Here is a 22770-nt window from a genome sequence, read left to right on the forward strand (position 1 = left end):
CAATTATATTGGACACAGATAAGAAACTGTGGATACGCTCAAGCGATGAATTCGGCATTCTGAGGACGAGGTATTCGTTCCGTGGTTTTGAAAGAGCAGAACGTTCAGAAGTGCTCGCGTCGCCTCTTGTCTTCACTTTGGATTGCTAAGAGGAAAGTGCTTGAACCATCGCCCCGTACATATCCACGGGGTAAAACCGATGGCAACTGATCCCGTCTGTGGAATGGACGTTGACGAAACTGATGCAACAGCTACCGCCGAGTACGACGGTCAGACGTACTACTTCTGTGCCGAGGGATGCAAGGAGACGTTTACCTCGGCACCGGAAGACTACGTCTAAACGGCACAGCCACCGGGAGTACCCCGCACCTGCGTCGTAGCTCCCCCAACCCACCCCAACCCCCTTCCCCCATTCCGTCTTTCGATGACTCAAATAGAAATTGACGACACGGACCGTGAAATCCTCCGCCTCTTAGCGGAAAACGCACGACGGCCGTACAGCACCATCGCTGAGGCAGTAAATCTCTCAGCATCGTCCGTTTCGGAACGCGTCCGTCGACTGGAGAAAGATGGCATCATACGTAGATTCACCGTTGACCTTGACCTCACACAGTACGAAAATCGGATACAGGTCATGGTTCGTTTCCAAACTAAACTCGATAAAGCGGAGTCACTTCGAGAAGCAGTCATCAAGACACCATACGTCGAACACGTATACACGACAGCTGAGGGCGAGATCGTTGCCGTTGCGACGCCACCGCGTGCTATTATTGGAAACTGGCTGCAAGAAAGTATCCCAATGAGTGATGTGCAGCGGTATGATGTCCAATTGCTGTCGAGCACCACCCGCTCAGCCTATTCCAACGCTACTGAACTACCACAGCGTTGACGTCGTGGATACGGCAATGAGTAAACAGTTTCACTGTCGCTCGCGACCAATGGTCGAACAATCTTCCGACAATGTGTATTTATATAAATTTGTCACTATCAACCCAGTTGATAGCACACTTTATGACTTTCTTTGGACGACTGTTCTTTCGTTTTTGACTTCGAAGACGACCGACTGATCTGGCACCAAACAGGGCTTTTGATGCATGTCGTGTTCGTAATAGAAATTGACCGTCCCTAGTTCTTGTGTCTCAATTCCCGCATCACAGCCAGTGAGCCCATCGCCGACTGGCTCACACGACCGGTCGTACACAACTACTCCCTCATACGTTCCTGGATCGGCCTCCGCGGGTTCGGACGACCCGACCCCATCAGTGAGGCTTCCGGCGAACGCATCTCCTGCATACCCGTCTCGATTGACCGCTAACTGACTCCCATCACTGGATGGAGATGTCGACGACTGCGAGCTACAACCCGCAAGGCCGACGAAAGTAGCGGCGCTCGCGAGCCCAAGAAATGAGCGACGCGTCCACCCCGAAGATCGGTCCGAAGCTGAGTCCATGTCCGCGGCAGTCGAATCCATACAAGTAATAGCACACGACGATTTATTGCGGTTTCTGCTTCGACTCCACCGCTGTATCCATCTCGTTCTTTCGAATCCCAATTGCAACCGGACATCCGTCTGGGAAGCCAATTCACACGAAGAGGACCACTGAATCACTCGAATTCGGCATCAACGAACGGTCTTCTCGCTGAGAAACGATTAGAACTCGCTATATACGGTCTCGAACGTTCTCCGACGCGGATTTACACCCATCCCGATATCCCCGGAGCTGTCCTACGGGTACTCGAGGCAAACGACAATGACCAATCTCAAATCTGGCCGCTGGCTGCTCGTGGTGGTTGCAATCATCGGAATCGCAGTTGCACTCCCGGCGGTCAGCGCCCACGGCAACGAAACGACCGCTGACGACGCACCGACGAACAACGCAACCGCTGAGGAGTGGGCCACGTGGATGGACGGCCACATGACCGAGCACATGGGCTCCGGTGCTGTCGAGTGGATGGAGTCACACATGGGAGTGACCGTCAATGAGATGGCCCAGGACATGGCTGACGGTGACTACCACGATGGGACGGCTGCCCACGACGCTAACGGCGGAATGGGTGGGCACGGCCACTGCTGATGGACCTATAGTGTCGAAGCAACGAAGCACTTCACACACGCGAAATCAATGACTCACTAGACCGATGTCATATACTATTACGACAACGATCGATGCACAGTTCGACGATGTTGTCGCCGCAGTGAACACCGCACTCCAGGACGAAGGATTTGGGGTCCTCAGTGATATCGACGTCCAAACGACCCTGAACCAGAAACTCGACGTCGACGTCGATCGATATCGCATTCTCGGAGCGTGTAACCCGTCACTCGCCCACGATGGACTCGCTGAAGACCCAGAACTAGGGGCCCTGCTCCCGTGTAATGTCATCGTCTACGAGACAGATGGCGGTGACGTCGTCGTCAGCGCCGTCGACCCCGAACAACTGGTTGGCATCGCGGAGAACCCAGATCTCGACGAGATCGCGGGTGACGTCCACGACCGATTCGAACGCGTCATCGCAACGGTCTCGGTCGAGTTTGGAACGACCGTGGAGAGTGAATAGCGATGTCGTCATCGAATCAACTCGACACCACGACCATCGTGCTCCTCATCCTCGGGGCGATCTTCGTTTTGCCGATGCTCACGATGGGGGCCGGACTCGGTGGGATGATGGGCCACGGCGGGATGATGGGTGGGTACGGAACCACCAGCGGGTGGGGCTCCCTCGTCGGTATGCTCGTCCAACTGGCGTTCCTTCTCGTTGTACTCGGTGGGGGGTACCTCCTCTTCCGTCGGATGACGGAATCACAGTCGTCCCGAGATCCCGCGATGGAGGAGCTACGCGCAGCGTACGCCCGTGGTGATCTCACCGACGACGAGTTCGAGGAGCGCCGGACCAGGCTCGAGCGGTCGGAGTGAACGGCCCGACCACCGACTCCGGGGGATGCCATCGGATCCCCGAGTTCGCTGATTCCGATCGACGGGAGTCACTCAATATCTTGATAGGACCGAACGAATGCCAGTCGTAACACGGTCAGGAGCACGTAGGTCTCGTATTTCTGATTGCGGCAGTGCTCGCAGGGCTGCATGTCCGCGACGATCTCGTCGATCTCGTCGTCGAACTGCCCGGTCAGCGTCGCGAGCGCGTCGGCGACCTGGGGCTCGATCGCGTCGATCATGTCCGCGACAGCGGGATCGGCCGAGTCCGGCAGTGAGTACGAGAGGACGATGGTGTTCGCACCGTAGTACTTCGTCGTCCCACCGCGACCCTCCTCAAAGCGGACCACGTCCACGAGTCCGGCGTCGCGCAATTCGTTGATATGGTGACGTACCGTGTTTTCCGTCCGGTCGATCCCGCGATCGGCTAGGCGCTCGTGCACGTCGCCCGCCGTCAACGCTTCCTCGCCAAGGATATCGAGGATCATCGCCCGCATCGGCTCGTCGATCGCGTCCGAAACACGAGTATCACGGACGGCGATGTCGGTGAGTTGATGGCCGTTTTTGCTGCTCATAGCGTAACCGACACACGGTGCTGTGAAAAGTCCGGCGTGGCCGTCCGTCTGTTCGGACGCCCAGTCACCAGTGCCGACCGAAGCCCTAGACGACCCGTTTGACCGTCTGCATCACCGATACCACTATTCAAACATATCATCTAAAAAATACTTATGGCAATGTGGGTGCTACGTTGAATTGCAATGAGCGAGACAACGCAACTCCGCGTCCTGGACTTCGACTGTCCATCCTGTGCGAGTACCGTCGAACGCGCGCTATCGAACCAACAGGGCGTCGAAACCGTCGAGGTCCACTACACGACCGGTCGCGTCGAGATCGAGTACGACGATTCGGTCGCTGACCCCGCCACGTTCGATCAGACCATCGAAAACCAGGGCTACACGCCCCAGCCCGCCTGAGGAGGCTTACCATGGATACTCAAACGATCAACCAATACTATCGCAAACACCGCAAGGCGATCATCGTCGTGGTGAGCGGCCTGCTGTACGCCGGCGGCTGGAGTATCGGATACGTCGCGGACCTGAATACGCTGAGTGCCGCGACCCTGATCCTGGCGGCGATCGTTGGCGGGTACGACATCGCGAAAACGGCCTACCACGAGGTCAAAAGCCGTACCTTGGGCATCAAGACGCTCGTGACTCTGGCCGCCGTCGGCGCGATCGCTATCGGATCCTACTGGGAGGCCGCCGCCGTGGTCTTCCTGTTCGCGCTGGGGAGCTACCTCGAAGGGCGGACGATGCGCAAGACGCGCAACGCCCTCGAGGAGCTGCTGGAGATGACGCCCGACACAGCCACCGTACGCCGCGACGGCGAGCAGAAAGAAGTGCCCGCCCGAGAGGTCGAAACGGGGGAGATCGTGATCGTGAAACCCGGCGAGAAGATCCCCGTCGACGGCGACGTCGTCGAGGGGGAAAGCGCCGTCAACCAGGCGCCCGTCACCGGCGAGAGTGCGCCCGTCCACAAGGCCGACGGCGACGAGGTCTACGCCGGGACGATCAACCAGGAGGGCGCCCTGGAGGTCGAGACGACCGGTTCCGGGACGGATACGACGCTCCAACGGATCATCCGCCGCGTCGAGGAGGCTCAGGAGGCCCAATCGCCGACCGAGAGCATCATCGACCGCTTCGCCAAGTACTACACGCCGGGCGTGATCGCGCTCTCGATCGGTACCTACGCCGTCACGCAGAACGCGATCCTCTCGCTGACGCTGCTGGTGATCGGCTGCCCCGGTGCCTTGGTGATCGGCCCGCCAGTCAGCATCGTCTCCGCGATCGGCAACGCCGCGCGCAACGGCGTGCTGATGAAAGGTGGCGAGCACCTCGAACGGGCCGGCAAGATCGACCTCGTCGCCTTCGACAAGACCGGCACGCTGACGAAAGGCGAGACGACCGTGGCGGACGTCGAAGGCTTCGGCGTCACCGACGACGAGGCGCTCGAACTCGCTGCGATCGCCGAGAAGAAGAGCGAACACCACCTCGCCGACGCCATCGTCGCGGCGGCGCAGGACCGTTCGACGACGGCGACCGACGGCGGAGTCGCTGTCTCGGTCGACCAGCGCGAGTCGTCGGTCTCGGCCGGCTCGATCGCCGATCCCGACGACTTCGAGGTCGTCGCCGGCAAGGGCGTCATCGCCCACCACGGGAGCCGCGAGATCGTCGTCGGCAACCGAAAACTGCTCGACGAGCGCGGCATCGATGTTCCCGACGAGGTCGCCGAATACGTCCGTGAGCGGGAAGAGCGGGGCGAGACTGTCGTCCACGTCGTGCGGGCGGTCGGAGCGACCGACGGGAGCGAGACCGCCGACCGCGCGAGCGGCGAGCGAGAGCGAGCCGAGAGCGCCGACGGGACCGTCGTCGGCGCCATCGCCATGCGCGACGAACTCCGCGAAGCGGCGCCGGGCGTGATCGACCAGTTGCAGGACGCGGGGATCGAGACGGTAATGTTGACCGGTGACAACGAACGCGTCGCCGCCGCGGTCGCCGACGAGGTCGGCATCGATGATTACCGTGCGGAACTCCTCCCCGAAGACAAGCAGACGGTCATCGAGGAGTACCGCGACGAGGGCCACGTCGTGGCGATGGTCGGCGACGGCATCAACGACGCCCCCTCGCTGGCGACCGCCGACGTCGGGATCGCGATGGGCGCGGCTGGCACGGACACCGCCATCGAGACCGCCGACATGGCGCTGATGGCCGACGATCTAGAGCGGATTCCCTACGCGGTGACGCTGAGCAAAGCGACGCGCTGGAACATCTACGAGAACGTCGGCCTCGCGGTGCTGACCGTGACGGTCCTGCTCGCGGGCGTGCTGACAAGTTACGTCACGCTCGCCCTGGGTATGCTCGTCCACGAGGCCAGCGTCCTCGCCGTGATCGGCAACGGGATGCGACTGCTGCGGCACTGACGAACAGCCATATCACCACTTGTGACTCCACACATTCACCAATGACTCCGAACTCGACCACGACCGAATCACACAGCACCGAGACGAACTGGGCCGTCGAATACGACGTCGAACCGATCCGCATTCGCGACCCCGTCGCCGAAGCGCTGGGCGTCCTCGAACCGGGCGACCCGTTCGTGATCACCTATCGCGACGTCGTCCAGGAAGCGGGCCACTCCTGTCCGACCGCCTCCGGAGCCTACCGGATCACGCAACTCGGTCTCGACGCGCTCTATCCTGATGACCTGCCCGTCCGAAGCGATATCGAAGTCCTCGCTCCCGGACCACGAGACGACGCCACCTACGGCGTGATGAGCCGGATCATCTCGTACGTTACGGGCGCGACGGAAGCGGACGGCTTTGGCGGCCTCGGCGACGGCGTCGGCGACCGGCGCAACCTGCTGGTCTTCGACGCCTTCGATCCAGAGACGGCCGATCCAACGTTCCGATTTCGGCGGACAGACACGGGCGAAACCGTCGAGGTCACCTACCACGTCAGCGAAGTGCCGGATGGCGGCCCGGCCATGGGGAACCTGCGGCGGATCCTCGACGGATCGGCGAGTGAGGACCAGCGGGCAGCATTCGCGGAGGCCTGGCACGGCCGCGTACAACAGGTCCTCACCGACGACTCGCTGTTTGCAGTTCGGACCGTCGACGACTGAGGCTCACGAAAACACCGCCCGCCCGCTCAGATTTCAGTAAACGTGCCTCCCGCGTCGCCGTCAGTAAACTTCCGTACGACGAACGGCTCGGTTTTCTCGCCGCCCATTCCGGGCGATCCGGCGGGCATCCCAGGGAGTGCAATCCCGTCGATCGAGGGTGATTCATCGAGGAGCGTGGCGATGGCTGGCGCAGGAACGTGCCCCTCGACGACGTAGTCCCCGACGATGGTCGTGTGACAACTCTCCAGCGCTTCGGGGACGCCGCGCTCGCGTTTGACTGTAGTAATGTCGTCGGGAACGGTATCGGTCACGCTCCCCGAGACGTTGTCCCGGAGATACGAGGCGTACTGCTCACAACAGCTGCAACTGGGTGAGTTGTACTGCTGCGCCTCACTCACCGAGAGCGGTTCGTCGAGAGACATCTCACCGGTGTTGCCACCGCTCGGTGACCCCAGACAACCGGTTGTCCCCACCGTCAGCACCGCACCGCTCGTCGCAAGAAATCGACGCCGCGTCAGCTGTGGTGTCATCACGTCCGCGTTGCCAGTGGCCCATATAAGATGTCCCGCCGATCCTCACAGATTGAGAACAAGAACCCAAAGAAAGCGTGTGTCTCAACCCCGGTTCTCGAAAGGGCAATCGACATAAAGCGGCAAATAGTACATGGAGTTATGTATCGATCCGACAGAGGCCGACGGATGGCCTCTCGGGCGAGTGGCCGGCCGACGCTCGGTCGGTGGTCCCGCGCCAGACAGCGTGATCGGCAGTCCGGGTATTCTCCTGCACTCGTTTCGCGTCGGCGGCCCTGTTGTCGCTGTTGTTGACTCGTCTCTTCGCCGTTCGGAAAGTATCGCGGAGCGACTGCGCAGTCACACAACCCATACATGACAACACACGAAACATCGAAAGCATCGGTCCTCGAAGCGATCGGCCAGACGCCCCTGATCGAACTCGACGCATCGCCAGACGCGGTGCCGGTCTACACCAAGGTGGAGACGTTCAACCCTGGCGGCAGCGTCAAGGATCGCATCGGCAAGCACATTTTCGAGACGTTGCTCGATCGCGGCGAGATCGATCCCGGCGGGACGATCGTCGAACCGACTGCCGGCAACACGGGGATCGGCATGGCGATCGCCGCGACCAGGCTGGACCTCGATGCCGTCTTCGTCGTCCCGGAGGGGTTCAGCGTGGAGAAGGAACGGCTGATGGCGGCACTCGGTGCCGAGATCGTGCACATCTCCAGTGACGGCGGGATGGCAGCGGCTGCCGATCGGGCCCACGAGATCGCTGCGGAACGGGAAAACGCCGTCGTCCCCCAGCAGTTCGCGACGCCACTGAACGTCGACGCACACTACGAGACGACCGGTCCGGAGATACTCGACGCCCTCGACGGCGAAGTCGGCGCTATCGTCGTCGGTGTCGGTTCAGGTGGGACGCTAACGGGGATCACCCGCGCGGTCCGTGAGAGAGTACCCGACGTACGGGTCGTCGCCGTCGAACCCGAAGGCTCGACGTTCGGCTCTCTGCTCGGTGCCGAGCGGGAGGAAGGTCCCTACAAGATCGAGGGGATCGGCACGCACGACCCGGACGTGACCGACCTGCTCGACCCCGACGAAATCGACGAGTTTCTGAGGGTCGGCGACCGGGACGCTCACGCCGAAGTGCAGCGACTCGCACGAGAGGAAGGGCACCTCGTCGGGTCGAGTTCGGGCGCTGCCAGCGTGGCGGCCCGGAACGTCGCCGAGGAGATCGCAACGGGCGAACGCGACGCGCCGTACGATACCGTCGTGACGGTGTTCCCCGACGGGGGCGAACGCTACCTTTCGAAGAACATCTATGGCTCCTTTGAGGAGTGGGAAGGCAAAGCATGACCGACGACGAGTTCGAGCGGGTGAACGAAGACGGGGCATCCGTCGACGACTTCGCGACGCGAGCGATCCACGCCGGGTGGGACCCCGACCCGGAGACGGGGGCGATCATGCCGCCGGTCTACGCCTCCTCGACGTTCGCCCAGGACGCCCCGGGCGAGGATCGCGGCTATGAGTACTCCCGGACGGGCAACCCCACGCGGACGGCACTGGAGGACAATCTGGCGAGCCTCGAAGGCGGCGAGTACGGCCGAGCGTTCGCCAGCGGAATGGCCGCGATCAACACCGTCCTGAACCTGCTCGAGTCCGGCGATCACGTCGTGGTCGGCCGGGACGTCTACGGCGGCACCCACCGGCTGTTCACGCAGGTGTACGAGGACTACGACCTCGAGTTCTCGTTCGTCGACGCGACCGATCTCAAAGCAGTCGAAGCGGCCATGACGTCGGCGACGGAACTGGTCTGGATCGAGACGCCGACGAACCCGCTCATGCAGATCGTCGACATCGAGGCGGTGGCGGACGTGGCACACGACGGCGACGCGCTACTTGCGGTCGACAACACGTTCGCGACGCCGTATCTCCAGCGCCCGCTGGCACACGGCGCCGACATCGTCGCTCACTCGCTGACGAAATACCTCGGCGGTCACTCGGACGTGGTCGGCGGCGCGCTCGTCACCGACGACCCCGACCTCGACGAGCGACTCGGGTTCTCCCAGAACAGCGTCGGCGCGACGCCCGATCCGTTCGCGTGTTTCCTCGTCCTCCGGGGGACGAAAACGCTGCCTGTCCGGATGGATCGCCACAGCGAGAACGCTCGACGGCTGGCAGCCTGGTTGGACGACCATCCGGCCGTCGAAGGCGTCCACTATCCCGGTCTCGATTCCCATCCCGGCCACGACATCGCCGCCGCGCAGATGGACGACTTCGGGGGCATGCTCAGCGTCGAGTTCGACGCCACCCTGGAGGCGGTCCGAACGGTCGTTTCGGAGACCGAGGTGTTCACGCTGGCCGAGAGTCTCGGCGGCGTCGAGAGTCTGATCGAACACCCGGCGACGATGACCCACGCGGCCGTCCCGGCTGCAGAGCGTCGCGAAACGGGGATTACTGACGGCCTCGTTCGCCTCAGCGTCGGCCTGGAAGGGATAGACGACCTCCGGACTGACTTACAGCGGGCGATCGAAGCCGGCATCGGAGGATGAGGTCATCCTCTAGAACAAGCCCGAAATGAAACCAATCCCCATGATCCCGAGGACAGCAGCCGAGAACAGCGGGAGATACGGCGTGTATTGCTCGACTCGCTCCTCGAAGTGGTGATACCCGGCGATCAACACCATCGTCAGCCCGACGATACCGACGATGACAGTGAGCGCATAGACGCTCATGAGTTCGAGACAGTAGGTGGAGCCAGTACAGAGGGCGATGATTTCGAACTCTTCCTCGTGGGCGAAGCCGAGTACGAACGCGAACCAGGCGATACCGAGTAGGCCCCGGTCAGCCGCCTGATGGCCGTGTCCGTGGTCGCCGTGATCGTGAGAAACATCGTCTCCGCTGTCGTGGTGGACGTGCTCGTCGTCGCCGTGTGAGTGGCCACTTCCGTGGGTGTGAGTGTGACCGTGTCTGTATTCTCGGATACCGAGTCCGAGCAAGAGGACGCCGGCAACGATACTGACCGGTCCGCCGATCTGTACACCAGCCACCGAGAGCGGTTCGTTCACTTGGGCGAGGTTGAAGTACGATTTCGCGTAGAAGAACACACCGACCATCGCCAGACTGCTCACGAGATGCCCGATGCCGATCAGCAGACTCGATGCGAGTCCATACACCCACTTGTTCGACTGATCGAGGGCATACCCGGCGGCGACTGGCCAGCCGTGGCCGGGTTCGATACCGTGGACAAATCCCAGTGCGACGGCACCGATATACACCGGCAATGCACCGTCGAATACCATGTGTACTGAGGCCATACACCCGCTGAAATAGGCTTTATTAAGACGATATCAGGGGGCTGGTAATATTCGATCGCAGCCGAAATGTCGTGAACACAATTGATTCCCCCCACTGAGAGGACGGGATCGCTCGGTCGCGTGAGAGACGACTATCGATCGCGCTACCGGTCGCGTTCGAGAACGGAGCGCCGTCGCTCGTATTCCTCGTCATCGATATCTCCGCGGGCATACGCCGCACGGAGTTCTTCGAGCGCGGGGTCGGTGCTGGTAGTGCCATCACCCAGCGCTCGGTAGGCGAGATAGCCACCGCCGACGAGGACGGCGAGGAAGAGCAGTTGCATCCCGACACCGAGGAGAACGGTCCACCCGCCGACGGCTGTCACGTCGCCCATGTGTCCCCACATTCCGCCGGTCATCGGCCCCATTCCCATCATGCCGACGCCCATGCCGAGCCCCGGCAGGACGAGGAGGGCTCCGATGGCAAGCACGGCGAGCGTTGCGAGTCGTCGATCCGACGTTGTGTGAGTCATGTGTGAGCGGTCTATCGAGGTATCCATTCATACGGGTGGCGTGTTCATTGCTATTGTTCTTTGGATACTGTGGTTCCGAGTGGCGGTCGAGTTGTGATTCGAAGGCGGTAGGCGGGTCGACATTCGTTCGTGTGGACTCAGCGATACCTGAAGGAGGGTCGAACGACCGACGACCTGGCCACGAGCTCCCGGAGCGATACCATACTGGCTTCGGTGGAGTCAGACAGACGACGGTCGCGGATCACCACGAACCCTTTTCTTCGGGAATCGCCGTAGTATGAGTATGTCGACGACGATCGACATGCCCGACCCGACCCAGCAGTGTGCCTACTGTCAGTCCCGGATTTTCGATCACGATCCGATCTGTGTTCGAGACTGCAACGCCGATTGTGGCTCGCCAACCTACTTCTGCAACTATGCCTGTCTGTCGGCGTTCATCGACGACAACGACCTCACAATCGGCGACAGCTGTGAGTGGCGTCCCGACGAGGAGGGCTGTTGCTGATCTCGGATAGCAGACGGACGATACGAGTGGTGACGTGGCGAAGCGAACCTGGGGATGATTCAGGCCGACGCCTCGTAGCCGGCGTCTTCGACGGCACTGACCAGTGCCTCCGGGTCGGCAGCCCCTTCGATCGTTGCTGACTCGTCGTCGCGATCGGCCGTTGCTGAGGCGACGCCATCGAGTGCTTCGAGCGCCTCCTCGACGGTTTGCTCACAATGGTCGCAGGTCATCCCTTCAACAGTGATCGTCTGCGTCATACCCGTCACGAACCTAGGGGTGTCTCTGCTTTGTGATTTGCTGCTTTGAATCCAAAGTCAGATCAGATGTATAGATGAGAATGCAAACCAGGTTCCATGGCACCATACGTCGTCGAATCGGTATCGTCGGTAACGATCTCTGGACGTTTGTGGGGCGTGCCGTCCGCGAGCATCTCCGTCACCGTGCCGTGCTGTCGATCGATCTCGTCGCCGGAGGTGAATTCGAGCGGTCGTCCGAGTGCGTCACCGCAGGCCAACCCGAGGAGAACGCCTTCGGCAGCGTCGGTCGAAACCATGCGAGAACCCACGATTACCAGTCCGTTAAACCCACTCCCGCTCGGTAACTCCGATCCCGCCGTCGTCGTATCATTGATCCCCTCGCTCTCGCTTCTGAATCGTCATTGACTCCGTGAAGTGTATCTCCCGATCACCGTTGTACTCACTGACTTCGACCTCGTCGAAGACGTACGTCTCTCCCTCCGCCACGACTGGCGGGTCAGTTCGTTCCCACGAGACGAACTTGATCCGGCCATTCTCGTCCTCGAGTAGGCCCGCCTGTGCCTGGCTTTCGTGCGGGTCGTCCCACAGCGTGGCCACCGTCGCAGTGATGCGCACTCGCTCGCCGACCTCACCGGGATCGACGACGCTCTCACTCCGTGCGAGGTACGCGTCGATTTCGTCGAGAAATGCGGACTCCTCGCCAGCTTTCGTCAGCAGATCGAGCGTCGCTTCCGAGCGTGTCAGGGCGACGTAGAAGAGGCGGCGCTCCTCGGCCTCGGTGTTCGCCGAGACGTCACGGACAGGGTTCAAAAGTTCGTTGTTGCGGACGTCGGGTGCAAACCCGTCCTCGCCCCGGGCCACGTGAAGGAGAATGACGTGTGGCGCCTCGCGCCCTTTCGCCTGGTGGGCGGAGAAGACCGACACGCCAGCCTCGCTTCCAGCCGTTTCACCGTCGGGCCGATATCGATCCCCATCTCCCTTCCCGTCGTAGGGAATGCTCCGCGCTTCGAGCGCCTCCTTGACCTGATCGACGAACGGCGCGCCGCTATCGTATCGCGAGAGGATCATCACGTCCTCTGGATCACTGTCCTCGTTCAGGTACTGCTCGGCGAGATTCGCCGCGTACTCGCCGACCCGGTCCGCATACTGCCACTCGTCGTACCCGTCGAGGACGTGGAGCCGTGGTGTCGTCTCCCGGCCGCTGCAGGCCACGGGGCGCTTCTCGATCTGCGTGGGATTGTTCGCGATCAGGTCCGTACTCGCGTCCAGGACGGTCTCCGGGCAGCGATAGGTCTCGCGGAGTTCCGTGATCGCTGCCGGTCCGAAGTACTCCTCGAAGTCCACGAAATACTCGACGACAGCGCCACGGAACGCGTAGATGCTCTGCCAGTCGTCACCGACACAGAAGAGGTGCGGTGCGTCGGGGCCGTCGGTCAGCGCGTCGAGGAGTCTGATCTGACTGATCGCGACGTCCTGGAACTCGTCGACGAGGACGTGCTCGAACTGCGACTGGAAGTGGCCTGGATCCTCGCGAACGGCCGCGACGGCGTCGTAGATCATGTCGTCGAAGTCAACGAGATCGTTCCGCCGCTTCCAGTCCTCGTACTCCTCGAGGAGGATGGACCCACAGACGCCGAAGTGATACTTGCGGGGATCGTGCCGCGACAGATCGTCGCGTATCTCGTCGGGATCGGTATCGAAGGTCCCGGCGTTGTCGATGAACTTCGCGAAGAGTCCGACGAGGTGTTGCTCTCGCTCGTGGTCGTCGAGAGCGTGATCGACGAGGTCCTCGAAGCTCATCGGATCCAGTCGAACGCCACGTCTCGCGAGACGATGGGTGAGGGCTTTCTCCAGGGTACCTGCCCAGTATTCGAAATCGTAGGTTTCGACCAGGGTGTGGCCACTCGACTCGAACTGCTGGCGTGCCCACATGAGTTTCTCGCGGTACTCCTCGCTGGTCCAGGCAAACCACGGCGCGACGTCACCGTTCTCGTCGATCCCCCAGTGTTCGATGGTGATGTCGTATTCGGGCAGAGAGAAATCCGGGCTGTAGACGTCCCTGTCCTTGCCCGTCTCGGCCCATTCGGCGATCGCCTCGTACTGGTACTCGACGCCGTGCGTGAACAGGAAGTCCGCGATGGCCTTCTCGGCCTGCGATGCGACCGTCTCGCCGGCGAGCGTCTCGTAGGACCGCTCGGACCGCGCCCGGACGTACTCGGCTCGCGATTCGTGATCGTCGGGGACCGTGGTCTCGGTCGAGTAGTGGGTCAGAAACTGGCGATAGTGCCGGGCGAACGTGGGGTCGTCCCCATCGAGCTTGTCGCGGATCCGTTCCTCGACGAAGTTCCGACGGTCGCGATCATCGATCGTCGACCGATGGCCGTCCGTCGCCTGGCGTGCGATCCCGTTCGCGAAACTGTGGATCGTCTCCACGGTGACCTCGGTAATGCCGAATCGCTCTTCGAGGCGCTTCTGAATCTCGTCTCTGGCGTTCCGGGTGAGCGTCACGGCGGCAATCCGATCCGGATCGACACCTCGTTCGATCAGGTAGGCGATCCGATGGGTGAGGACGAGTGTCTTGCCTGTCCCCGCACCGGCGATGACCTGATTGTACTCGTCGTTCCGGACGACCGCTTTTCGCTGGTCGCGATTCAGATCGTGGCCTGCCTCGTCGATGTCCGTGAAGAGGTTCTCGTACTGCTCCAGTTGTCCCTTGACGAACGATTCGTTGTATCCGTCGAGACGTGCTGTGATTCCCTGTAGCTCCGATCTGATCGAGTCCAACCGATCGCGGTCTTCGTCCGTGTAGGGGAACGGCCACCTCGTCGATCGAAGTTCGTCGTACTCGTCGATCACACGCTGAAGGCTGTCGGAAAAGTCGCGTCGTTCTCGCGTCGTCAAGTAATGCTCACCGTTGAGGAGTGCTGTTTGTTCCTCGTTCAGCGAGGCGAGTTCGTCTTCGAGAGTCGCAAGTGCTGATTCGAATTCACGGCGTCGTTCGTCTGGATCGCCGAGCCACACTCGAACGAGAGGATCGGGGGCATACCGTCGGAACAGACGAACCGGCAGGGACGGCTCGTCGATCGGTTCGATTTTGTCTGCCCCGTCGATTCCCATAGCAGAATTTCTCTCGACGATCCCAAATAAACGTCCGGAACGTCGGCGACCCGTATTGATATGCGCCAGGAGGAGCCTATCACACAACTGTTCACAAGATTTTGTGTTCTATGAGATGTAGTGAAGCTGATACTCAGTAGATGGGCGTGTGGCCCACTGGGAGGTCCATCAATCTATATAAACTCCGCTAGCAGTGCAAGATACAAAGCGCGTATTGGGTCAACGTTCGACTCTTCTGATTTCGTGATGTGACTGAATAACGCCGATACCTTCTCTAAGAAATATAGAACAGGGATATATGTCGTTTGGCGAGTATAAATCACTGCCATAGTATCGAGACTTTTTACCCGGGTTACAACCACGAATAAGTATGTCTGTAGCTGAATGGTTTTTCTCGACACTCGCCCAATCTACTGCCGCTATTATCGGGTTTACGATTGCGTTGGCCGCAGCCCTGTACACGTCCCGACTTGAAAAAATCCGCCATCAAACTGAATCGCTCCGCGATCAACTAATCGAGATCCAAGACGAGTACCGACCAGTACTCAGTGGTATTTCAACGACCATCCTCGAAGAGGGGGAGTTCAGTACTGGAGAAATCACGCCGGATATCGATGCTCAAGAAATCGTCGATGACTCACAGAATATGGAGGAAGCAGCCGCTCGCATCCAATACCTTTCGAGTGGATTGAACGCTACTACAGAAGAAATCCAGGAGTGGGCCAGTGAACAACAAGACGAAAAGGCGGCTCTCCTTTGGGCTCATAACAAACGAACGATTGGACTTCTGGATGAAATATCACCTCTCACAGAGAACCTGTTGACGCCTGAGCAGATGGGAGAGTTGATGGACAGTGTCCGATCTATGAAAGGAATACTCGACGTAAATAACGAGTCCGCCGAAGCCCTTTATGAGGAGATCACCGGAGATGAAGCTGGCAGAGGATTCCACACTGAAGACATCTTCTCAGAAACAGAATCAGTAGAACGATGGATTGACCGAAATTTGCAGGACTACAATCGACGACACGTGGGGTTCGAGATCCCGGACAGCATCGCCACGGGCCAGAACATCTCCAATTGGGCAACGATGTACGAGGAGTTCGAGCGTGATCTCGGACTTGCAGGTGGGAACGCCATAGGCTCCAAAATCATCTCGAACCCCCGGTCAGATATCAAGGAGTTCCTGAGGTATGCTGCTATGTTAGGAATTGTCGGGATATTCATTCCACTGATGTTCCTTATAGTGTCTCCCGAATCACCGGCATGGACCCTTGATAGTAGTGCTGTCCTGTGGAGCCAGATAATAACACTTGCCGCGTCAGCAGTCCTATCAGGATTGCTTATTTGGTCTTTGTTTGGTTTCTTACGTAAAAGTATGACCTAATCAATATGATGACGGTCTCAACAGAACCCGATCTCTGTATCGGTCACGCCAGTGTTAACAGAATTCGCTCCGACATCAAAATATCAGAATTTCTTCCTTCTATATTGTCCACTCTCTGATACTCGATATTGGATAGGGAACGTTTCTATGGCACGCCATCAGGGAAGTTGCCCTTCGAGAAAGCCCAGTAAGTCGTCGATATCGTCACTCGACGCCGCAGACTGGCCGAAGAGACTCTTGAAGCGGTGGTCGAGACCGCCCTCCGCGATGAACTCCCGTGCGTCTTCGAGTTGCGCCTGCAAGGCGTCCGGGTTGCCACGGTGGAGGTGCGTTTCGACGATATCGAGGTCGATCTCCGGAACGGCAGCCAGCACGTCCGCGAGATCCGTCGGTCGTGCGCTGTGGAGTTTCGCAGCGACCAGAATTTCCCCATCCGCGGTGCGCGCCGTCGTCGATTTCGATCCACCGGAGATCGTTCGCTCGGTGCTGTGGTCACGGAGATACGCGAACGACCACTCCGCGTCGGTCTGCCGACAGCCGAGGCCGTTCACAAGCACGTCGACGCCGATGGGATGGACGAGGTCTTCTGAGCGCTCGAACAGTTCGATTTCACGATCGTAGATGGTCTCCTCTGGCGGGACTTCGAGGGTGTCCTGGCGCTCGAAGTGATGGGCTTCGAGAAACGCGACGACATCGTCGTATTCGTCGGGGGCGATGACGAGATCCAGATCAGTCGAGAAGCGCGTTTCGAACTGGCTGACAGCATACCCGCCGACGAGCACGAATTCGATGTCCGACGCCTGGAGGTCTTCGAGCACCTCGATCAGGGCCTCGCTGCGTTCTTCCTGGCTCATGCTGGCTCCATTCGGTAGTCCGCATCGCTATCGACCTCGTCGTACATGCGATCGAGCATGGACAGGGCCGACTGGAACGTGGCGTAGTGTTCCCGGGCGAATGCGACCGTCTCGTCCAGCGAGATGACCGGCCGACCGTCGACCTGCTCTGCCTTGATCAAGTCGCGAGGTTCGACGACGACCTGGAGTGGCCCGTCGATCTTCCCACGCGGTTGTCGCTCGCGAGAGACTGGAATATCGAACAGGTCGAAAAAGCGCTCCCACGCTTCGAGGTCGGATTCCTCGACGGCGATGAAGAGGGGGTAATCGTCCGGCTCACGCGCGACCTGGTAGCCGCCGCGTGTCCAGACGTACACCGCGTCAATCCCGGTGAACGCGAAGTCCATGCCCGCGAACTGCGGGAGGACGTACGCCTCGGAAATCGACGGTGGTGAGACGCCTGCCGAGGCCGCGAGCAACTGCAGTCCCGCGTCTCGGACAGTATCGTCAACGACAGTGAGTCCGTCGTCGTATGTGACGTAGCCCTCGGCTTCCAGCCGATCGACGATCCGCCGGATCGTCTCGCGGTTCTCGTCGATCTTCCGGGAGACGCCAACGATCGTATCGCCCGGATCGATCGCGAGCAACGTCTTCAGCTCCTTTTCGCCGCATGCAGTATACATCTGTCTTCTTATGATTGCACATAGTTGTGCAAGAGTAATGTATCTTATCGTCGGGCCGTGATTGGCCTTCATGTTTTGTCCAAGTATCGCTCTGTGCTACAGCAGTCACGACGGACTCGGTGACGCCACGCACCGATAGCGGCGATCCTGGGTGGACCCTTCGGCAGCGATCAGGTTGTACCGCACCATCTTCTTGAGATAGCTCCGGACGGTTCGATCGGATTTCGGATTGTCGATGCGAGAGCGGTACTCTTCGTACAGAGTACCGGGCGCAATCGACCCATGGTCTTCGATGATGTCGTAGATTTCACGCTGGTGGTCCGACAGCGCATCGAGACTCTTCTGGCGGAGTTCCTCGCGGGCGTCCGGAACGGCCTGCTTCACGTGGTCGGTGGTGATCTGCTCGGCACCGTCTCGATCGGCCTGGCGGGCGGCGAGTTTGAGCGTCGCGATCGCGACGCGCGCGTCCCCGCCGGCCTCGTCAGCGATCGCCTCGAGTTGCTCCGGTGCAATCGCGTCGTGCGTGAGCGCCCGGTCGGCCCGCTCGCGGAGGATGTCGACGAGTTCGTCGGTCGTGTACGCGTGAAAGCGGATGCGCTCGGCACTGCGAAGCCGACTCGCCAGGCGTTCGTCCACCTCGGCGAGGAGTTCCTCGACGTCGTTCGCGATCAGGACGAGCGAGAACGACTGCAAGCCAAGCAGTTCGTAGAGGACCGTCCGGTCCGCGAGCTGGTCGACCTCGTCGAGGATGACGACACAGGGTGGGCCGTCGTGATCGCGAAGGCGATCGAACAGCACGTCACGCGGCGTTGACTGGCGGTGGATATCGACGGTGCTCGTGACTTCGTCGAGGATCCGGAAGAGCACCTGAAATCGGGAGTGATCGTTCCAGCAGTTGACGTAGATGGATTCGACGTCGAGATTCTCTTCTTTCAGGCGTTCGACGGTGTACTTCGAAATGCACGTCTTGCCGGACCCCGAGGGGCCACTGATGAACGCCGTGTCGGCGGGACGACCGTCTGCGAGTGGCTGGAGGACACTCGACAGGTGATTGATCTCCGGATCGCGGTGGACCACCTCCCGGGGAACGAACTCCTCCCGGAGGAAACGGGCGTCTCTGAGCATATTCGTTCGTTAATCAGCCGACATATTAAATGGCGGAGGGGCGATTCCGGAATTTCCAGAAAGAGTACCATGCTACTGGTTCGATCTACGATGACACCGTGGTTCTCGGCCGAATCAGGGAAGGACACTCGTGATCGCGTTGCCTGCCACCAGCGCCAGTCCCAACGCGATCACGCCAAGAACGAGTAAGGCGTAGTTCGCGATCGGGTTCGCCGCTCGGGCGACATCGTAGGAGTAGTGATCGTCACGGACGGGCGCAAATGGTTCGACACCCATCGGCGTGAGGGCATCTGCGGCGATGTGCGAGAGGATCGTGACCGCCCCGACCAGCAGCCCGAACGTGCCGAGGCCGATCGCCGCGAGGATGCCGTCATTCGAGCCGATCGCGAGACCAATGAGACCGAGCCCAATCCCGACAAGGGCAGCGAACCAGACCGTGTGGGTGAGCCCCCGATGGGAGATACCGGGAACGCGCTGGTCGTAATCCGGCACCATCGCCAGAAGACCAGCCCCGACTGCACCGGCCATTGCGGCTCCCTCGAAGCCCACGACGAAGATGACGAATCCCACTGGTGCGTAGGCGAGTAACGCGGCGCCGATGTGGCCCTCTCGATGCATGGTTCGTCAGACCGACGCGTCGATGTCCGTCGACGCGAGCGTTCGCGCAAGCAAGGAGAGGTCCTCGCGGTACTCGAGCGGTTCGAGCCACCGGTCGGGAAGCGCCTCTTTGCCGAACCGGGCGCCGGCGACGGCCCCAGCGACGGCGCCGATGGTATCCGTATCGCCACCACGGTTCACGGCCGATACTATCGCCTCTTCGGCTGAGTCGGCCGTCATCGCATCGTAGAGTGCCGTCTGGAGTGTGTGGACGACATAGCCACTCGTTTCGAGATCGGTCTCGTCGATCAGATCTGGCACTAGTCGGAGCGTTTCGACGAGTTCGTTCGGTGTGTCACCATCGACTTTGGCTAGTGCGTCGGCGAGTGGATCCTCCTCACCGCGGAGATATCCGGCGATCGTCGCATTCAGGATTACGCACCCGTACCGGCACCGTGGGTCATAATGAGTGATCGCCGAGGATTGCTTGCTCACTCTTTGTAGCGTTTCTGGTTCGTCGGCGAAGGCGATCGCGTAGGGGGCGCACCGCATGACACTCCCGTTCCCGGCGTTCGAACCTTCGGCACGATGTTGCCAGACCTCTTGGCCGACTGACCGCCAGTCGGTTCCCCGGCTGTATTCCCTGAGCGCGTCGGCCGTCATCAGGCCGATGTCGAACGGATCGGATTCGAACCATTCCAGAAACCGGTCCGCAATATCCTGCCCGTCGAAGCACTCGATCTCGACGAGACTCCGTGCGATACACAGCGCCATCTCGGTATCGTCCGTGACTGTCCCCGCTGGCTTTCCGTGTGACCCGTCCGCCAACATCTCCGTCACCTCGCCATGCTGGGATGTGATCTGTTCAGCGCTCTTGAATTCGACCGGGCGACCAAGTGCGTCACCACAGGCTAACCCGAGAAGGATTCCTTCTGCAGCATCAGTCGAAACCATACTAGGTACTCACCATCACCATTCTTCACCTAAAGATCACGGGGTCGTACTCACGCAGTGCTGCATTTCGGTCGTCCTCAATAACGACGAACAGGTTGATATCGCTTGTTCGGTCAGCGTTTCCTCGGGCGACATTGCCCGATTGCATTACAGCGAGCAGGTGAGGCGGATCCGGTTGCGATTCGAAGGCAACAGGATCAGTTAGACGCTGCGTTGCAACACTCGAATCCAGAAGTCCGGGAGATGTGGACTTGCTGATCGGGGATTCGAGAAGCTAAGCGTACCTATCGAGGCTCTTGAGGAAGCGAAAAGAACGATTTGGACGCGATTGTGCGCGAACGAGTATAGGAGTCAAAACACAATTTCACGTCTTTAAGATACTCTCAAAGAGGATATGAAAGAATACCTACGGTTGTATTTGCACTAGCTCCATGGCTTCGTCTGTCGGTCGAAGCATGTGATTTGTGTCGCGCCGATAATATCCTTCAAGTTCGGATTCGAGATAGGCATGGATTTCAGAGCCAGTCTTCACTCCCCAAGCTTCAGCTAGTTCACCGTTTGTTGTCGGTGCTAACTCGACGAGGTCGTCGAGACGGTTTAGCGCTTGATCAGATAGATCATGATCGAGTTGTGAGTCCTGATACTCGATGAGTGTCTCAAGTAGGGTGACTTCCTGCCGAAGTTCGTTGTCGATGGCGCTTGCTGTTTCGTCGACGTAAGTCTGAATTGTCCGGAACTGCTCTCGAAATTGCGCTGGGACGCGAAGTTGTTCCGAGTCCCGTTCCCACTGCCCGTTTCGCGGACTGTTCATCGGTGTCCAGTCGTCTTCACCACGTACCGTGGTGAGCCATTCTTGAAGCGTACTGGCATATCGGGCGAGACACACCGCTTTTCTGATGCCACTTGTCTCGAAGTACTCCGGAGACTCAATATCGGCAGAGACTTGAACTCGATCGGATTCGATAGTGCCGTCGATTTCTTCCCAACTCGCAACGAGATCCATTGACCTGGATGGGGCACCGTCGAGACGCAACAATATGACTCCGCCCCGGGTTTCGCCGTCGGTCGTCGGCGACGGAAACAACGTTGAGACGGACATGATTTTACCTGCCGATCGATCGGCGTTGGGACTTCCGTAGATGGCGTCAATACCGACATCCCCGTCCAGTTCCAGCTGGAGATCGAACACCAGCGGTGTGACCATGTACTCGAATTCGTCGTCAAGTCGCTGCTCGAACTCCGCTGCAGAGTGGACGAAGTAATGATTTGGTCGCGTCGCAAAGCGATCTAGAGTTTGCCTCTGGTGCTCTCAATTGAGAGGTCACAGCTCATTGCTGTTTTGGTCGATCGCTGGAGCAGTTCGTCAAGGAACGACTGGTAGTACTCTGGATCGGCGTACTTCACCAGCCGAAGCTGGAGTATCGCCTCTAATCCCTCCGTTGTCCAGCGCATCCACTGGTTCTTGCAGCGCTTGCTGACTTCTCCCATCAGCCGTTCGACGGGGTTCGAGGTCCACGGCACCTCGAACCCCTCGACAGCCTGCTCGGCAAACGTCACAATCGACGGCAGCCACCGCCGTAGATACCCCGCAGCCTTCTCTGACCCGTACTGATCCAACTGCCACGCTGTCTTCTCGATACGCTCGGTCGTTCGCGCGATCCGCTCGCGGATCGCCGCGAACTCCTCGTCTGAACGGTGCTTGGCGACCGAATTTTTCAGATGGAACACCTCATCGATCACCTCCGAGACGATCTCGTTCCGTCGATCCAAGGAGAACACGCCATCGTCCCAGAGGTTGTAGTCCAGCGTTCGGCCGACGTGGACAAGATCGAGTTGGTGATCGCTGTATTCGTCGGTAAAGGCCGTAACGATGCCGTCATCAGCGTCACTGACGACTGTCGCGTCGTCAGTGACTGCGTCGATCTCATTGAGGTCAGCTGCTGTCTCGTCCCAATCAGCGTTCACCGAAAGATCCAGCAAGGAGCGTGACTCCTCTGCAGTATCTTCGCCGAGCGTGGCTTGGACGGAGTGGTACGAACGGTCGTCGTCTTGACTGTGACACTTCGTGCCGTCAGGAATAACCGCATCAGCGTCTGTATCAGCGACACAGTCGGGAAGGAACTGCTTGAGCTTACTGCCGTACTTTCTCGCGCGGCGGTTGATAGTGGTCGGCGACGGCATCTCCGAGAGGATGCCGTCGCCGTGGTCAGCAGCATCACGATAGCTGAGCGAGGTAGCGAGATCGACACTCTTGGCGGCTATGTCCTGCTGATAGCGGTTTTGCCCGTCGAAGCTGAGAACATCTTCAACGTGCCGGAAGTAGCTGGCTTCGTCGTGGTCAGCGTCGGTATCCT

The 22770-nt window shown here is 59.9% G+C and carries 26 protein-coding genes; 12 read left to right on the forward strand and 14 right to left on the reverse strand.

Going from position 1 to position 22770, the window contains the following annotated elements; genetic code table 11:
- The first annotated feature begins 199 nt into the window (after nucleotides 1-199).
- The 5 genes from BN2694_RS14765 to BN2694_RS14785 all read left to right on the forward strand — a co-directional run bounded on the left by BN2694_RS14765 (nucleotide 200) and on the right by BN2694_RS14785 (nucleotide 2915).
- The gene (locus BN2694_RS14765) at nucleotides 200-340 is read left to right on the forward strand and encodes a YHS domain-containing protein (protein ID WP_135666944.1); all 141 of its coding nucleotides are present in this window, start codon (nucleotides 200-202) and stop codon (nucleotides 338-340) included.
- Nucleotides 341-424: 84 nt separating this feature from the next.
- On the forward strand, nucleotides 425-889 hold the full coding sequence (locus BN2694_RS14770; protein ID WP_135666946.1) for an Lrp/AsnC family transcriptional regulator: 465 nt from the start codon (nucleotides 425-427) through the stop codon (nucleotides 887-889).
- Nucleotides 890-1751: 862 nt separating this feature from the next.
- Nucleotides 1752-2075, forward strand: a complete 324-nt coding sequence (locus BN2694_RS14775) for a hypothetical protein (RefSeq protein WP_135666948.1) — start codon at nucleotides 1752-1754, stop codon at nucleotides 2073-2075.
- Between the two features lie 64 nt (nucleotides 2076-2139).
- Nucleotides 2140-2559, forward strand: coding sequence for a DUF302 domain-containing protein (locus tag BN2694_RS14780; protein ID WP_135666950.1), 420 nt, complete (start codon nucleotides 2140-2142; stop codon nucleotides 2557-2559).
- 2 nt (nucleotides 2560-2561) lie between these two features.
- Nucleotides 2562-2915, forward strand: coding sequence for an SHOCT domain-containing protein (locus tag BN2694_RS14785; RefSeq protein ID WP_135666952.1), 354 nt, complete (start codon nucleotides 2562-2564; stop codon nucleotides 2913-2915).
- Between the two features lie 68 nt (nucleotides 2916-2983).
- On the opposite strand, the gene BN2694_RS14790 is transcribed toward BN2694_RS14785, so the two are convergent.
- Entirely contained in the window at nucleotides 2984-3508 is a 525-nt protein-coding gene (locus tag BN2694_RS14790) for a winged helix-turn-helix domain-containing protein (protein WP_135666954.1), read from the reverse strand.
- A gap of 183 nt (nucleotides 3509-3691) precedes the next feature.
- On the opposite strand from BN2694_RS14790, the gene BN2694_RS14795 reads away from it, so the two are divergent.
- Genes BN2694_RS14795 through BN2694_RS14805 form a run of 3 tightly spaced genes read left to right on the forward strand, consistent with a single transcriptional unit; the run spans nucleotide 3692 to nucleotide 6614 of the window.
- Nucleotides 3692-3907 (forward strand): heavy-metal-associated domain-containing protein, encoded by a 216-nt coding sequence (locus BN2694_RS14795; RefSeq protein WP_135666956.1) that lies wholly within the window; start codon nucleotides 3692-3694, stop codon nucleotides 3905-3907.
- A gap of 11 nt (nucleotides 3908-3918) precedes the next feature.
- Nucleotides 3919-5913: a heavy metal translocating P-type ATPase gene (locus BN2694_RS14800; RefSeq protein WP_135666958.1), complete on the forward strand. Its 1995-nt coding sequence runs from the start codon at nucleotides 3919-3921 to the stop codon at nucleotides 5911-5913.
- 41 nt (nucleotides 5914-5954) lie between these two features.
- Nucleotides 5955-6614 carry a hypothetical protein gene (locus tag BN2694_RS14805; protein WP_135666960.1) on the forward strand — a complete coding sequence of 220 codons (660 nt, stop codon included), beginning with the start codon at nucleotides 5955-5957 and terminating at the stop codon, nucleotides 6612-6614.
- 26 nt (nucleotides 6615-6640) lie between these two features.
- Here BN2694_RS14805 and BN2694_RS14810 read toward each other — a convergent pair whose 3' ends face one another.
- Nucleotides 6641-7144: a DUF411 domain-containing protein gene (locus BN2694_RS14810; protein WP_210408996.1), complete on the reverse strand. Its 504-nt coding sequence runs from the start codon at nucleotides 7142-7144 to the stop codon at nucleotides 6641-6643.
- A gap of 354 nt (nucleotides 7145-7498) precedes the next feature.
- On the opposite strand from BN2694_RS14810, the gene BN2694_RS14815 reads away from it, so the two are divergent.
- Together BN2694_RS14815 and BN2694_RS14820 are read left to right on the forward strand one after the other, a co-directional pair.
- Complete coding sequence (locus BN2694_RS14815) at nucleotides 7499-8485, forward strand: PLP-dependent cysteine synthase family protein (RefSeq protein ID WP_135666963.1); 987 nt, start codon at nucleotides 7499-7501, stop codon at nucleotides 8483-8485.
- Nucleotides 8482-9681, forward strand: a complete 1200-nt coding sequence (locus BN2694_RS14820) for a cystathionine gamma-synthase (protein WP_135666965.1) — start codon at nucleotides 8482-8484, stop codon at nucleotides 9679-9681. Before BN2694_RS14815 ends, BN2694_RS14820 begins: the two co-directional genes overlap by 4 nt.
- 9 nt (nucleotides 9682-9690) lie before the next feature.
- Here BN2694_RS14820 and BN2694_RS14825 read toward each other — a convergent pair whose 3' ends face one another.
- Together BN2694_RS14825 and BN2694_RS14830 are read right to left on the reverse strand one after the other, a co-directional pair.
- Nucleotides 9691-10431, reverse strand: a complete 741-nt coding sequence (locus tag BN2694_RS14825) for a hypothetical protein (protein WP_135666967.1) — start codon at nucleotides 10429-10431, stop codon at nucleotides 9691-9693.
- A 158-nt stretch (nucleotides 10432-10589) separates the two neighbouring features.
- Nucleotides 10590-10958: an SHOCT domain-containing protein gene (locus BN2694_RS14830; protein WP_135666969.1), complete on the reverse strand. Its 369-nt coding sequence runs from the start codon at nucleotides 10956-10958 to the stop codon at nucleotides 10590-10592.
- 283 nt (nucleotides 10959-11241) lie between these two features.
- Between BN2694_RS14830 and BN2694_RS14835 the strand changes: the two genes are divergently transcribed.
- Nucleotides 11242-11463 (forward strand): hypothetical protein, encoded by a 222-nt coding sequence (locus BN2694_RS14835; protein ID WP_135666971.1) that lies wholly within the window; start codon nucleotides 11242-11244, stop codon nucleotides 11461-11463.
- A 59-nt stretch (nucleotides 11464-11522) separates the two neighbouring features.
- Here the strand turns inward: BN2694_RS14835 and BN2694_RS14840 are convergent, their stop codons facing one another.
- The 3 genes from BN2694_RS14840 to BN2694_RS14850 all read right to left on the reverse strand — a co-directional run bounded on the left by BN2694_RS14840 (nucleotide 11523) and on the right by BN2694_RS14850 (nucleotide 14837).
- Complete coding sequence (locus BN2694_RS14840; RefSeq protein ID WP_135666973.1) at nucleotides 11523-11720, reverse strand: heavy-metal-associated domain-containing protein; 198 nt, start codon at nucleotides 11718-11720, stop codon at nucleotides 11523-11525.
- Between the two features lie 62 nt (nucleotides 11721-11782).
- Complete coding sequence (locus BN2694_RS14845) at nucleotides 11783-12016, reverse strand: ADP-ribosylglycohydrolase family protein (protein ID WP_244605477.1); 234 nt, start codon at nucleotides 12014-12016, stop codon at nucleotides 11783-11785.
- A 70-nt stretch (nucleotides 12017-12086) separates the two neighbouring features.
- A complete protein-coding gene (locus BN2694_RS14850) occupies nucleotides 12087-14837 on the reverse strand; it encodes a UvrD-helicase domain-containing protein (RefSeq protein ID WP_135666975.1) in 2751 nt (916 codons plus the stop codon).
- Nucleotides 14838-15207: 370 nt separating this feature from the next.
- On the opposite strand from BN2694_RS14850, the gene BN2694_RS14855 reads away from it, so the two are divergent.
- Nucleotides 15208-16224: a hypothetical protein gene (locus tag BN2694_RS14855; RefSeq protein WP_135666977.1), complete on the forward strand. Its 1017-nt coding sequence runs from the start codon at nucleotides 15208-15210 to the stop codon at nucleotides 16222-16224.
- Nucleotides 16225-16382: 158 nt separating this feature from the next.
- Here the strand turns inward: BN2694_RS14855 and BN2694_RS14860 are convergent, their stop codons facing one another.
- The 7 genes from BN2694_RS14860 to BN2694_RS14890 all read right to left on the reverse strand — a co-directional run.
- Nucleotides 16383-17078 carry a hypothetical protein gene (locus tag BN2694_RS14860; protein WP_135666979.1) on the reverse strand — a complete coding sequence of 232 codons (696 nt, stop codon included), beginning with the start codon at nucleotides 17076-17078 and terminating at the stop codon, nucleotides 16383-16385.
- The gene (locus BN2694_RS14865; protein ID WP_135666981.1) at nucleotides 17075-17740 is read right to left on the reverse strand and encodes an RNA polymerase subunit sigma-70; all 666 of its coding nucleotides are present in this window, start codon (nucleotides 17738-17740) and stop codon (nucleotides 17075-17077) included. The genes BN2694_RS14860 and BN2694_RS14865 overlap by 4 nt, the downstream gene beginning before the upstream one ends.
- Nucleotides 17741-17845: 105 nt before the next feature.
- On the reverse strand, nucleotides 17846-18865 hold the full coding sequence (locus tag BN2694_RS14870; protein WP_135666983.1) for a Cdc6/Cdc18 family protein: 1020 nt from the start codon (nucleotides 18863-18865) through the stop codon (nucleotides 17846-17848).
- 114 nt (nucleotides 18866-18979) lie between these two features.
- Complete coding sequence (locus tag BN2694_RS14875) at nucleotides 18980-19483, reverse strand: metal-dependent hydrolase (protein ID WP_135666986.1); 504 nt, start codon at nucleotides 19481-19483, stop codon at nucleotides 18980-18982.
- 6 nt (nucleotides 19484-19489) lie between these two features.
- A complete protein-coding gene (locus tag BN2694_RS14880; protein ID WP_135666988.1) occupies nucleotides 19490-20416 on the reverse strand; it encodes an ADP-ribosylglycohydrolase family protein in 927 nt (308 codons plus the stop codon).
- A gap of 406 nt (nucleotides 20417-20822) precedes the next feature.
- The gene (locus BN2694_RS14885; protein WP_135666990.1) at nucleotides 20823-21620 is read right to left on the reverse strand and encodes a DUF5797 family protein; all 798 of its coding nucleotides are present in this window, start codon (nucleotides 21618-21620) and stop codon (nucleotides 20823-20825) included.
- 83 nt (nucleotides 21621-21703) lie between these two features.
- Nucleotides 21704-22770 (reverse strand): ISH6 family transposase (locus BN2694_RS14890; RefSeq protein WP_135666992.1); only part of this gene is annotated, 1067 nt, incomplete at its 5' end.

This window comes from Halorhabdus rudnickae, assembly GCF_900880625.1.
Lineage (GTDB): Archaea > Halobacteriota > Halobacteria > Halobacteriales > Haloarculaceae > Halorhabdus > Halorhabdus rudnickae.